The organism is Burkholderia dolosa, from assembly GCF_902499135.1.
Lineage (GTDB): Bacteria > Pseudomonadota > Gammaproteobacteria > Burkholderiales > Burkholderiaceae > Burkholderia > Burkholderia dolosa.
The window spans coordinates 1-12,525 of record NZ_CABVPR010000009.1 but is presented as its reverse complement, the minus strand read 5'-3'; the positions used below and the strand labels follow the sequence as shown (position 1 = coordinate 12,525).

13 protein-coding genes are annotated in these 12,525 nt (G+C 68.0%); 10 read left to right on the top strand and 3 right to left on the bottom strand.

Annotated elements, in window-relative coordinates; all coding sequences use genetic code 11:
* Nucleotides 1-319 precede the first annotated feature (319 nt).
* Nucleotides 320-598 (top strand): HU family DNA-binding protein, encoded by a 279-nt coding sequence (locus BUB20358_RS06315; RefSeq protein WP_006401505.1) that lies wholly within the window; start codon nucleotides 320-322, stop codon nucleotides 596-598.
* A 119-nt stretch (nucleotides 599-717) separates the two neighbouring features.
* On the opposite strand, the gene BUB20358_RS06310 is transcribed toward BUB20358_RS06315, so the two are convergent.
* Both BUB20358_RS06310 and BUB20358_RS06305 read right to left on the bottom strand, forming a co-directional pair.
* The gene (locus tag BUB20358_RS06310) at nucleotides 718-2,031 is read right to left on the bottom strand and encodes a GTP-binding protein (RefSeq protein WP_035971458.1); all 1,314 of its coding nucleotides are present in this window, start codon (nucleotides 2,029-2,031) and stop codon (nucleotides 718-720) included.
* 160 nt (nucleotides 2,032-2,191) lie between these two features.
* On the bottom strand, nucleotides 2,192-2,641 hold the full coding sequence (locus tag BUB20358_RS06305; RefSeq protein WP_006763002.1) for a lytic transglycosylase domain-containing protein: 450 nt from the start codon (nucleotides 2,639-2,641) through the stop codon (nucleotides 2,192-2,194).
* A 366-nt stretch (nucleotides 2,642-3,007) separates the two neighbouring features.
* Here BUB20358_RS06305 and gspD point away from each other — a divergent pair, with 366 nt between their 5' ends.
* From gspD to gspF, 3 genes are read left to right on the top strand one after another with little or no spacing between them, the layout of a single operon-like run.
* The gene (gene gspD, locus BUB20358_RS06300) at nucleotides 3,008-5,350 is read left to right on the top strand and encodes a type II secretion system secretin GspD (protein ID WP_046377158.1); all 2,343 of its coding nucleotides are present in this window, start codon (nucleotides 3,008-3,010) and stop codon (nucleotides 5,348-5,350) included.
* Nucleotides 5,347-6,846, top strand: a complete 1,500-nt coding sequence (gene gspE, locus BUB20358_RS06295) for a type II secretion system ATPase GspE (RefSeq protein WP_006763004.1) — start codon at nucleotides 5,347-5,349, stop codon at nucleotides 6,844-6,846. Before gspD ends, gspE begins: the two co-directional genes overlap by 4 nt.
* Nucleotides 6,847-6,850: 4 nt before the next feature.
* On the top strand, nucleotides 6,851-8,068 hold the full coding sequence (gspF, locus tag BUB20358_RS06290) for a type II secretion system inner membrane protein GspF (protein WP_006763005.1): 1,218 nt from the start codon (nucleotides 6,851-6,853) through the stop codon (nucleotides 8,066-8,068).
* Between the two features lie 21 nt (nucleotides 8,069-8,089).
* Here the strand turns inward: gspF and BUB20358_RS06285 are convergent, their stop codons facing one another.
* Nucleotides 8,090-8,500: a type II secretion system protein N gene (locus BUB20358_RS06285; RefSeq protein ID WP_006763006.1), complete on the bottom strand. Its 411-nt coding sequence runs from the start codon at nucleotides 8,498-8,500 to the stop codon at nucleotides 8,090-8,092.
* Nucleotides 8,501-8,677: 177 nt separating this feature from the next.
* On the opposite strand from BUB20358_RS06285, the gene gspG reads away from it, so the two are divergent.
* From gspG to gspL, 6 genes are all read left to right on the top strand, one after another.
* Complete coding sequence (gene gspG, locus BUB20358_RS06280; RefSeq protein ID WP_006763007.1) at nucleotides 8,678-9,130, top strand: type II secretion system major pseudopilin GspG; 453 nt, start codon at nucleotides 8,678-8,680, stop codon at nucleotides 9,128-9,130.
* A gap of 34 nt (nucleotides 9,131-9,164) precedes the next feature.
* A complete protein-coding gene (locus BUB20358_RS06275; protein WP_006763008.1) occupies nucleotides 9,165-9,692 on the top strand; it encodes a GspH/FimT family pseudopilin in 528 nt (175 codons plus the stop codon).
* A gap of 2 nt (nucleotides 9,693-9,694) precedes the next feature.
* Entirely contained in the window at nucleotides 9,695-10,123 is a 429-nt protein-coding gene (gene gspI / locus BUB20358_RS06270) for a type II secretion system minor pseudopilin GspI (protein WP_045552543.1), read from the top strand.
* Nucleotides 10,101-10,805 (top strand): PulJ/GspJ family protein, encoded by a 705-nt coding sequence (locus tag BUB20358_RS06265; RefSeq protein ID WP_035971462.1) that lies wholly within the window; start codon nucleotides 10,101-10,103, stop codon nucleotides 10,803-10,805. The genes gspI and BUB20358_RS06265 overlap by 23 nt, the downstream gene beginning before the upstream one ends.
* Nucleotides 10,806-10,807: 2 nt before the next feature.
* Nucleotides 10,808-11,941, top strand: coding sequence for a type II secretion system minor pseudopilin GspK (gene gspK, locus BUB20358_RS06260; protein ID WP_035973224.1), 1,134 nt, complete (start codon nucleotides 10,808-10,810; stop codon nucleotides 11,939-11,941).
* Between the two features lie 24 nt (nucleotides 11,942-11,965).
* On the top strand, nucleotides 11,966-12,525 hold a 560-nt coding region (gene gspL / locus BUB20358_RS06255), incomplete at its 3' end, for a type II secretion system protein GspL (RefSeq protein ID WP_254593964.1).

The following is a 12,525-nucleotide window of genomic DNA, read 5'->3' as shown; positions in this document are numbered from 1 at the left end:
AAAACCAACGGCGCCGCACGCGGGCGGACCCGGCTGCGTATCCTGTCCGGTTGGCCCAGGTCAAAAAACGGGCAATCGACGATTCATTCGGCGAAATACCGATGAAAATCTTTGAAACCCTTGTCGTTATTGGGTTTGCGCTGCGCTATCATAGCAACGCCGTACCGCGGGGTGGCCGCCGGCAAGCCGGATGGCGCGTCGCGCGGGCCAGGATTCGGCGCTGTGCCGTTGGAGTCCGACTCTCGACGGCACGGTTCGCGCACGTATAATCGGCGCGTTCGCGCTGTTCGTGTCAACCTAACCTGAAAAAGGAACCTTAATGAACAAACAGGAACTGATCGACGCCGTCGCCGCCCAAACGGGCGCCAGCAAGGCTCAAACCGGCGAAACGCTGGACACGCTGCTCGAAGTTATCAAGAAGGCCGTGTCGAAGGGTGATGCGGTTCAGCTGATCGGCTTCGGCAGCTTCGGTTCGGGCAAGCGCGCAGCACGTACGGGCCGCAACCCGAAGACGGGCGAAACCATCAAGATCCCGGCAGCCAAGACGGTCAAGTTCACGGCTGGCAAGGCGTTCAAGGACGCCGTCAACAAGCGTTAATCCAGCGCCTGTTCGAAGAAAAACCCGCCGCTCGGCGGGTTTTTTGTTGGGCGTGCGCGGCATTTTTGCCACAGTGCGCGCGACGCTTGCAAGATTTAACGATTGCTTCTTACAGCGTGTTACGCGTGCACGATCTGTCCGTCGCCGGGATCGTCGTCGTCGTGCGAATCGACATCCCACGCCGGAAACGGATCGTCGAGCGCAGTCCATCCCGCCGCGCCGAGCGCGAATTCCGCATCGGTCAACAGGCACGCATCGAACTTCGCACGCCACGCACCGGCATCGAGCCCGATGCCGATCAGCACGAGTTCCTGACGGCGATCGCCGACCGAGCGATCGTCGAGATCGCCATGCCATTCCGCGCGAATTTCGGCGAGCAGTTCGTCGTCGTCCGGCCATTCCGCGCGATCCTGCGCGGCCCACCACAGGCCCGCGGGACCGTGCCGGCATACGCCGCCCGCCTGCGACAGCGAGCCCGCGATGTCGTTGCGCGTCGCGAGCCAGAAGAAGCCCTTGCTGCGCAGCACGCCCGACCATTCCTGATGAAGCAGCGCCCACAGCCGCCGCGGATGGAACGGCCGGCGTGCGCGGTAAACGAAATTCGCGATCCCGAATTCGTCGGCTTCGCCGTGCACATGCGCATGATGGTGATCGTGGCAATCGGGATCGTCGCAATGCGTGTGATCGCGATCGAGCGACGCGAGCCAGCCCGGCGCGTTCGCGGCCGCGTCGAAATCGAAGCGGCCGGTGTTCAACACCGCATCGAGCGGCACGTTGCCGAACGTCGACACGACCTGGTGCGCGCGCGGATTGAGCCGCGCGAGGATGTGCTGCAGGCGCGCGAGCTGGTCCGCATCGACGAGGTCGGCCTTGTTGATCACCAGCACGTCGCAGAATTCGATCTGCTCGATCAGCAGCTCGACGAGCGTGCGGTCGTCGTCTTCCGACGCGGCGATGCCGCGCGTCGCGAGCGCATCGTCCGACCCGTAGTCGCGCAGGAAATTGAATGCGTCGACCACGGTGACGAGCGTATCGAGCCGCGCGGTTTCGGACAGCGACGCGCCGTCGTCGTCGACGAACGTGAAGGTTTCGGCGATCGGCATCGGCTCCGCGATGCCGGTCGATTCGATCACGATCGCATCGAAGCGGCCGTCCGCCGCGAGCTTGCGGATCTCGACGAGCAAGTCGTCGCGCAGCGTGCAGCAGATGCAGCCGTTCGACATTTCGACGAGGCGCTCCTCGACGTGCGACAGCGCCTGCGCGTCGCGCACGAGCGACGCGTCGATATTGACGGCCGCGAGATCGTTGACGATCACAGCGACTTTCAGGCCGGCCCGGTTCGCGAGGATGTGATTGAGCAGCGTCGTCTTGCCGGCGCCGAGAAAGCCGGACAGCACGGTGACGGGCAACGGCTGGGTCATTGCCGGATTCATAACGATATGCACCAACGAAAGAATGAAAAACGGCCGCGGCGCGCTTGCGGGGCGCGATCGGTCCGGCACCGTGCGACGCGACGGCGCGAGACCCGCATTGTGCATCAAACGGGCGCCGCCCGACCGGCGCGGCGTCAGCGCGGCACGCGACGGCGCAGCGTCATTGAGTGGGCGGCAGCAGCTTCCACTGCGCGAGGATGCCGGCGATCTGCCGCGCGTACTTGTCGCGCAGCGACGGCGTTTCGGAATGGTACGCGCCGACGGCCTGCCACGTATTGCCGTAGCGGTTCATCTTCTGGCGCAGATGCCACGCGGCGATGTACACGTTCTTGCACGGCTCCATCAGCGTGTCGCGGCCGATCCCGTAGCGCGACAGCGTCGGCAGATGGATCGAATTGATCTGCATCAGCCCGTAGTCGATCGAGCCGTTCGTGTTCTTGTTCAGCGCGTCCGGGCGGTTGCGCGACTCCTGCCACGCGATCGCGCGCAGGATCAGCGGATTGACCTTCTGGTACCGGGCGGCTTCGTCGAAACAATCCGCGCGAGCGTTTCCGGCGGCGAACCACACGCCGGCGGCGATCCACGCGATCGAAGCGAACCGTCTGTTCATGGTGCGAAGACGACTGGAAATGACGCGAGGTCGGGAAAACCCGCGCCCGTTATTGATGCGACGAGAAACGCGCCGCCCGTATCATACCGGCAGTCCGCCATGTTGCGACATGCGGGACGACGGCAGCCCGGTTATACCGCATTTCGATGTCGGCTTATCTCGAAACGGCGGCATTGCCGCGGAATGCCGATGCCGCACCGAGGCTTACATATCGCATACGCTGCATCGCGCAGATGTCGTATATGAGACAGTCCTCGGATCAATGTGATATTTCGGACATGAAAAACTGCTAATGTCGCCCTTTTCGGACTTGGATTCCTGCACTACCGCCGGAAATCGCCTGAGCCGGCATCGACCCAATCATCCATGACAAGAAATCGCTTCGTTATGCGGCGCGTCGCCACGACCTTGATCGTCGCCGGCATCATCGTTTCGCAGGCGGCCTACGCTCAGGTCACGCTGAACTTCGTGAATGCGGATATCGACCAGGTCGCGAAGGCGATCGGCGCCGCCACCGGCAAGACGATCATCGTCGACCCGCGCGTGAAGGGGCAGCTCAATCTCGTCGCCGAACGACCGGTGCCCGAAGACCAGGCGCTGAAGACGCTGCAGTCGGCGCTGCGGATGCAGGGCTTCGCGCTCGTGCAGGATCACGGCGTGCTGAAGGTCGTGCCGGAAGCCGACGCGAAGCTGCAGGGCGTGCCGACCTACGTCGGCAATACGCCGCAGGCGCGCGGCGACCAGGTGATCACGCAGGTGTTCGAGCTGCGCAACGAATCGGCGAACAACCTGCTGCCGGTGCTGCGGCCGCTGATCTCGCCGAACAATACGGTCACGGCCTACCCGGCGAACAACACGATCGTCGTCACCGACTACGCGGACAACGTGCGCCGCATCGCGCAGATCATCGCCGGCGTGGACAGCGCGGCGGGCGCGCAGGTGCAGGTCGTGCCGCTGCACAACGCGAACGCGATCGACCTCGCCGCGCAGATGCAGAAGATGCTCGACCCGGGCGCGATCGGCAACAGCGATGCGACGCTGAAGGTGTCGGTCACCGCCGACCCGCGCACGAATTCGCTGCTGCTGCGCGCGTCGAGCGCCGCGCGGCTCGCGTCGGCGAAGCGGCTCGCGCAGCAGCTCGACGCGCCGAGCTCGGTGCCCGGCAACATGCACGTGGTGCCGCTGCGCAACGCCGATGCGGTGAAGCTCGCGAAAACGCTGCGCGGGATGCTCGGCAAGGGCGGCAACGACAGCGGTTCGTCCGCGTCGTCGAACGATGCGAACAGCTTCAATCAGAGCGGCGGGTCGTCGTCGAGCGGCAACTTCTCGACCGGCACGTCCGGCACGCCGCCGCTGCCGTCGGGCGGCCTCGGCGGCTCGTCGTCCTCGTCGTACGGCAGCGGCGCGTCGGGCAGCGGCGGCCTCGGCGGCGGTGGGCTGCTCGGCGGCGACAAGGACAAGAGCGACGACAACCAGCCGGGCGGGATGATCCAGGCCGATTCGGCGACCAACTCGCTGATCATCACCGCGCCGGACCCCGTGTACCGCAACCTGCGCGCGGTGATCGACCAGCTCGATGCGCGGCGCGCGCAGGTGTACATCGAAGCGCTGATCGTCGAGCTGAACTCGACGACGCAGGGCAACCTGGGCATCCAATGGCAGGTGGCGAGCGGTCAGTTTCTCGGCGGCACGAACCTGAATCCCACGTCCGGCCTGGGCAATAGCATCATCAACCTGACGGCGGGCGGCACGACGACCAGCGCCGGCGGCGTCACCGGCGGCGGGTTGGCCGCGAATCTTGGAACGCTGACCCAGGGCCTGAACGTCGGCTGGCTGCACAACATGTTCGGCGTGCAGGGACTCGGCGCGCTGCTGCAGTATTTCTCCGGCGTGAGCGACGCGAACGTGCTGTCGACGCCGAACCTGATCACGCTCGACAACGAGGAAGCGAAGATCGTCGTTGGCCAGAACGTGCCGATCGCGACCGGTTCGTATTCGAACCTGACGAGCGGCACGACGAGCAATGCGTTCAACACCTACGACCGTCGCGACGTCGGCCTGACGCTGCACGTGAAGCCGCAGATCACCGACGGCGGGATCCTGAAGCTGCAGCTCTATACCGAGGATTCGGCGGTCGTCCCCAGCACGACGAGCTCGCAGACGGGCCCGACGTTCACGAAGCGCTCGATCCAGTCGACGATTCTGGCCGACAACGGCGAGATCATCGTGCTCGGCGGCCTGATGCAGGACAACTACCAGGTGTCGAACAGCAAGGTGCCGCTGCTCGGCGACATCCCGTGGATCGGCCAGCTGTTCCGGTCGGAATCGAAGCAGCGTCAGAAGACCAACCTGATGGTGTTCCTGCGCCCGGTGATCATCACCGATCGCAACGTCGCGCAGGAAGTCACGGCGAACCGCTACGACTACATCCAGGGCGTGACGGGCGCGTACAGGTCCGACAACAACGTGATGCGCGACAAGGACGACCCGATCGTCCCGCCGATGCCGCTCGGCCCGAGCCAGGGCGGTACGCCCGCAGGCAACCTGTTCGATCTGGACAAGATGCGCCGTCAACAGATGCAGCGTCAGGTCGCGCCCGTTCCCGCGCCGGCGCCGGTTCCTGCACCCGAACCGGTGCAGCCGCAGAGCGTGCCGCAGCAGTCGGTGCCGCAGCAGCCGCTGACCGCGACGCCGGGAGCCTCGCAGTGAGCGACGTGCTCGCATCATCGGCCCACGACGGCGCGCCGGGCGAACGGCAGCCGCCGTCGCCGCTCGCCGCGCGGCTGCTGCCGTACGGTTTCGCGAAGAGCGGCCAGGTGCTGATCGCGCATCAGCTCGACGACACGCTCGAAGTGTGGATCAGCGAACGCACGAGCGATGCGGCGCTTGCGGAGATCGCGCGCAACTTCGGCTCGATCGCCGTGCATCGCGTGCCGGCCGACGAACTCGCGCAGGCGATCAACCAGGCGTACGCGCGCCAGGACGGCAGCGCCGCGCAAGTCGTCGGCGAGGTCGAAGGCGAAGTCGACCTGTCGCGGCTGATGCAGGACATCCCCGAAGTCGAGGATCTGCTCGAGTCCGAAGACGACGCGCCGATCATCCGGATGATCAACGCGCTGCTCACGCAGGCCGCACGCGAACAGGCATCGGACATTCACATCGAGCCGTTCGAGAACGCGTCGGTCGTGCGGTTTCGCGTCGACGGCACGCTGCGCGACGTCGTGCGGCCGAAGAAGGCGTTGCACGGCGCGCTGATCTCGCGGATCAAGATCATGGCGCAGCTCGACATCGCGGAGAAACGCCTGCCGCAGGACGGCCGCATCACGCTGCGCGTCGGCGGCCGGCCGGTCGACGTGCGCGTGTCGACGCTGCCGACCGGGCACGGCGAGCGCGCGGTGCTGCGTCTGCTCGAAAAGGACGCGCAGCGGCTGAACCTCGAAGCGCTCGGGATGGGCCGCGACACGCTCGCGCAGTTCGACAAGCTGATTTCGCGCCCGCACGGGATCGTGCTCGTGACGGGCCCGACCGGTTCGGGCAAGACGACGACGCTGTACGCGTCGATGTCGCGGCTCGAGACGGCGACCACCAACATCATGACGGTCGAGGATCCGATCGAATACGACCTGTCGGGCATCGGCCAGACGCAGGTAAACGAGCGGATCGGGATGACGTTCGCGCGCGCGCTGCGCTCGATCCTGCGTCAGGATCCGGACGTGATCATGATCGGCGAAATCCGCGATCTCGAAACCGCGCAGATCGCCGTGCAGGCGTCGCTCACGGGCCACCTCGTGCTCGCGACGCTGCATACGAACGACGCGGCGTCGGCGGTCACGCGCCTGACCGACATGGGCGTCGAGCCGTACCTGCTCGCGTCGTCGCTGCTCGGCGTGCTCGCGCAGCGCCTGGTGCGCCAGCTGTGTCCGGTGTGCAAGGAAGAGCGGCACGAGGAAGGCCGCACCGTGTGGCATCCGGTCGGCTGCGACAAGTGCGGACAGTCCGGCTATGCGGGCCGGCGCGGCGTGTACGAGCTGCTGGTCGTCGACGATTCGATCCGCACGCTGATTCACCGCAATGCGGCCGACGCGGAGATTCTGGCCGCGGGCCGCGCGCAAGGCATGCGCACGCTGCGCGACGACGCCGAGCGCTGGCTTGCAGCCGGCGCAACGTCGCTCGAGGAAGTGCTGCGCGTGACGGGAGGCGCATAGCGCGATGCCGGCATTCCGTTTCGAAGCGATCGATGCGGCGGGCCGCGCGCAGAAAGGCGTGATCGACGCCGACAGCGCGCGCGCCGCCCGCGGCCAGCTGCGCACGCAGGGACTCACGCCGCTCGTCGTCGAGCCGGCGGCCAGCGCGACGCGCGGCGCGCGCTCGCAGCGGCTCGCGCTCGGCCGCAAGCTGTCGCAGCGCGAGCAGGCGATCCTCACGCGCCAGCTCGCGAGCCTGCTGATCGCGGGCCTGCCGCTCGACGAAGCGCTCGGCGTGCTGACCGAACAGTCGGAGCGCGACTACATCCGCGAACTGATGGCGTCGATCCGCGCCGAGGTGCTCGGCGGCCATTCGCTCGCGAATGCGCTGACCCAGCACCCGCGCGATTTTCCGGAGATCTACCGCGCGCTGGTGTCGGCCGGCGAACACACGGGCAAGCTCGGCATCGTGCTGTCGCGGCTCGCCGACTACATCGAGCAGCGCAACGCGCTGAAGCAGAAGATCCTGCTCGCGTTCACGTACCCGGCGATCGTCACGGTGATCGCGTTCGGCATCGTCACGTTCCTGCTGAGCTACGTCGTGCCGCAGGTCGTCAACGTGTTCGCGAGCACCAAGCAGCAGCTGCCGCTGCTGACGATCGTGATGATGGCGCTGTCGGGTTTCGTGCGGCACTGGTGGTGGGCGCTCCTGATCGCGGTCGCGCTCGCCGGGTGGTTCGTGAAGGCGACGCTGTCGCGCGCGGGGCCGCGTCTCGCGTTCGACCGGTGGCTGCTCACCGCGCCGCTCGCGGGCAAGCTCGTGCGCGGCTACAACACGGTGCGCTTCGCGAGCACGCTCGGCATTCTGACCGCGGCCGGCGTGCCGATCCTGCGTGCGCTGCAGGCGGCCGGCGAGACGCTGTCGAACCGCGCGATGCGCGCGAACATCGACGACGCGATCGTGCGCGTGCGCGAAGGCTCCGCGCTGTCGCGTGCGCTGAACAACGTGAAGACGTTTCCGCCGGTGCTCGTGCACCTGATCCGTTCCGGCGAGGCGACCGGCGACGTGACGACGATGCTCGATCGCGCGGCCGACGGCGAAGCGCGCGAGCTCGAGCGCCGCACGATGTTCCTGACGAGCCTGCTCGAGCCGCTGCTGATCCTCGCGATGGGCGGCATCGTGCTGGTGATCGTGCTCGCGGTGATGCTGCCGATCATCGAGCTGAACAACATGGTGCAGTGACGGCGGGCGCCGCCGCTGCGTTCAGCGCACGTAGATCGTGGGGGACGGCGTGTTCGCCGGGAGCTGGACTTCGGCGCGCGCGCCGTTGCGGTCGATGACGATCGAGCGGCTGCGGACTTCGGCGAGCTTCGCGCCGGGCGCGAGCTCCGAGCCGAGCGACACCGCGCGCGGCGGCTCGCCGCCGATGCTGACGATCGCGGCGCCGCCGTGATCGAGCGCGAGGATGCCGAACAGATGGATGTCCTGCGCGGCGTTCTTGTCGAGCTGTCCGCCGAACAGCGCGGCGGCGTCCTCGGTGCGGATCGGCGGCCGCGCGGCGGCGGCGGGCAGCGGCGCTTCCCGGGCCGACAGCGTGACGACCCAGTACGTGGCCGTCGCGCACAACGCCGCGAAGAGAGCGAGGGAAAGGATCCGGATCGAGAGCGCGTTCATGCGCGCTATTGTACGGATGTATGTGAAATTTGCGTTGAGTGAAAGCCCTCGGCAATGCGCGCCTTACAATGCGTGCTCCGCGCCCCGCGCACCGGAAGCTCGCCGTCAGGCGATCGTCCGGATGCGCGGGCCGCGTCACTCAATCGACGATATTTTTTTGGAAAGAGGTAGTCAGTCATGCAAACGTGGATCACTCGCCGCAATGCGGCCGCGCGCCGTCAGCGCGGTTTCACGCTGATCGAGGTCATGGTGGTGGTCGCGATCCTCGGGATCCTCGCGGCGCTGATCGTGCCGAAGATCATGAGCCGCCCGGACGAGGCACGCCGGATCGCCGCGAAGCAGGACATCGGCACGATCATGCAGGCGCTGAAGCTGTATCGGCTCGACAACGGCCGCTACCCGACCCAGGAACAGGGCCTGAACGCACTGATCCAGAAGCCGACCACCGATCCGATCCCGAACAACTGGAAGGACGGCGGCTATCTCGAACGGCTGCCGAACGACCCGTGGGGCAATGCGTACAAGTATCTGAACCCGGGCGTGCACGGCGAAATCGACGTGTTCAGCTACGGCGCCGACGGCAAGGAAGGCGGCGAGAGCAACGACTCCGATATCGGTTCGTGGCAATGACGCAGCGCCGCTCGGCCTGACGTTCGTTCCTCCGATGCGCGCGATGCGAATGCCCACCCGCTCCGGCCGCGACCGCCGCTCGTGCGCTCGCGCGGCGTTTGCCGCGCGTTCGCGCGAACGCGGCTTCACGCTGCTCGAAATGCTGGTCGTGCTGGTGATCGCGGGCCTGCTCGTGTCGCTCGCATCGCTGTCGCTCACGCGCAATCCGCGCACCGACCTGCGCGAGGAAGCGCAACGCCTCGCGCTGCTGTTCGAGACGGCCGGCGACGAAGCGCAGGTGCGCGCGCGCCCGATTGCGTGGCAGCCGACCGCGCACGGCTTCCGCTTCGACGTCAGTTCGTTCGACGGCTGGCGCACGCTGCGCGACGACCTGCTGCGCCCGCGCGACTGGGACGGCGGCGTGACCGGCGCGGACATCGACTATCCGGGCTCGGACACACGCGCGAGCCGTCTCGTGTTCGGCACCGAGAGCATCGACACGCCGGTGCGCGTGACGCTGCATTCGGCCGCCGGCAGCGCGACGATCGTCGGCACCGGCAACGGCCGCTACGAGGTGCAATGACGATGTGTCGTCGGCCACCGTTCTCCGCCGCCTTGCCGCGCCCGTCGACCGGGCTGCCTCGGGCGCGCGGCTTCACGATGATCGAGGTGCTCGTCGCGCTCGCGATCATCGCAGTCGCGCTCGCCGCGTCGATCCGCGCGGTCGGCACGATGGCGACCAACGCGTCCGATCTTCATCGCCGGCTGCTTGCCGGCTGGAGCGCCGACAACGCGCTCGCGCAGCTGCGGCTCGCGCATGCGTGGCCGCAGATCGGCGAACAGAGTTTCGACTGCTCGCAGGGCAACGTGCAGCTCGTCTGCACGCAGCGTGTGAGCGCGACGCCGAATCCGGTGTTCCGCCGCGTGCAGGTGTCGGTGAGCATGCCGGGGCGCGCCGGCGTGCTCGCGCAGATGGTGACGGTGGTCGCGAATGAAACCGGCCGCCCGCTCTGACGCGCCGACGCGGCGCCGGCCCGCGCATGTCCGCCGCGCACGCCGCATGCGAGGGTTCACGCTGATCGAGCTGATGATCGCGATCGCGATCCTCGCGGTGGTCGCCGTGCTCGCGTGGCGCGGGCTCGACCAGATCATGCGCGGCCGCGACAAGGTTGCGTCCGCAATGGAAGACGAGCGCGTGTTCGCGCAGATGTTCGATCAGATGCGCATCGACGCGCGGCTCGCGGCGACCGACGACGAGGCGGGCCAGCCGGCGATCGGCGTCGCCGGCAACACGCTGCAGATCGTCCGCACGCTGTACGTGCCGGGCGCCGCGCCGCGGCTGCAGGTGGTTCGCTACCGGATCGCGGGCGGACGCGTCGTCCGCTATGCGTCGCCGCCGCTCGGCGATGCGAACCGGCTGCGCAGCGTGCTGAAGGACAGCGACGTCGACGGCTGGAGCCACGTCGCGCTGATGGGCGGCGTCGGCGCGATCGACGCGAAGCTGTACGTACCGCGCGTCGGCTGGACCACGAGCCTGCAGGCGGCCGACGACGCGCTCGCGCAGAACAACGATGCGCTGAAGGTGCCGCAGCTCGGCAATGCGCCACCGCCGCGCGCGGTCACCGGGCTGCAGGTCAGCATCGGCGCGACGTCGCTGCGCGTGCCGGTCACGCGCGTGTTTCTGGTCGGGGAATGACGATGCGCGTGCGCCCTTCCCGTCCGTTGCCCGCCGCGCGCGCCGTCGTGCGCGCATGCGTGCCGCGCCGGCTGCGCCGCGAGCGCGGCGCGGCGATCATCACCGCGCTGCTGGTCGTCGCGCTGTCGGCGATTCTCGTGTCCGGGATGCTGTGGCGCCAGCAGGTGCAGATCCGCCGCATCGAGAACCAGCGCACGATTGCGCAGGCGCAGTGGGTCGCACGCGGCGCGCTCGACTGGACGCGGATGATCCTGCGCTCCGAAGCCGACACGGCGCCCGGCATCACGTATCTCGGCGGGATCTGGGCGGTGCCGATCGCGAAGACGAAACTGTCGGACTTCCTCGGCCGGATCGGCGCGCCGAACGACAACGGCGGCGAAGACACGTATATCTCCGGCTCGATCGAGGATGCGCAGGCGAAGTTCAATCTGCGCAATCTCGTGTCGTCGCCGGCGCCGGGCGTGCTGCAGCTCAACGCGACGCAGATGCAGGTATTCCAGCGGCTGCTGACGACGCTCGGCTACGACGGCGCGTTCGCGAAGCGCATCGCGCAGCAGGTGCGCGCGGGCCTGCGGCAGTCGGCGACGCGCTTCCAGACGCCGACGCTGCCGGGCGGCGGCACCGCGGCGACCGCGCCGGTGGCCGGCGGCGACATGCAGACCGGCGACTTCACCGACGAACCGGGGCTGGCGGGCGGCGAGCGCGGGCCGGCGCCGCTCATGATGACGAGCGTCGACAGCCTGCTCGACGTCGAAGGCGTGACGCCCGAGATGGTCGCGCGGCTGCGCCCGTTCGTCACCGTGCTGCCGACCACGACGCCGGTGAACATGAACACCGCACCGGCCGAAGTGATCGCTGCGCTGGTGCCGGGCATGAGCGTGTCGTCCGCGCAGGCGCTCGTGTCGCGCCGCGAGACCGTGTTTTTCCGCAACGTCGGCGACGTGCAGCTCGCGCTGCGCGGCGCCGGCGCGCCGAACATGACGATCGACGGCAGCCTCGCCGACGTCAATTCGAGCTATTTCATCGTGCATGGACGGATCCAGCACGAACGCGCGGAGGTCGATCGCACGGCGCTCGTGTATCGTGATCCGACCACGCACACGACGCGGATCGTGCGCATCCGCGATCAGCTATAACGACGCCATCCGGGAGAGGAGCTCTTGAGCACGTTGATTGTTTCTTTGCCGCCGCGCGAGCCCGCCGTGCCGTTGCAGGAATGGCAGTGGCCCGAGCTGCCGTTCACGCTCGTCGACAAGGCCGGCCACGTGCAGCGCGCCGGCCGCGCGGCGCTCGCGCTGCTGCCGCGCGCGAACGCGACGGTGCTGATCGTCGCCGCGCGCGACGTGCTGCTGCTGGCCGCGACCGTGCCGCCGCTCAAGGGCCCGAAGCTGCGCCAGGCGCTGCCCAATATCGTCGAGGATCAGCTGATCCAGGATCCGCTCGGCTGCCACATCGCGCTCGATCCGGTCGCGCTGCCCGACGGGCGCCGCGTGCTCGCGGTCGTCGACCGTGCGTGGTTCCACACGATCCGCGACGCGTTCGCCGCAGCCGGCCATCGGCACCTGCGGGCGGTGCCTGCGACGCGCTGCCTGCCCGCGCCGTGCGCGTCGGCCGACGCGGTGGCGTCCGTGCCGCAGGAGGGCGACGCTGCGGAACCCGGCATCGCCGCCGACGACGCGCTCGCGCCGGCCGCGCGTCCTGCGACGGTGGCCGCGGTGCT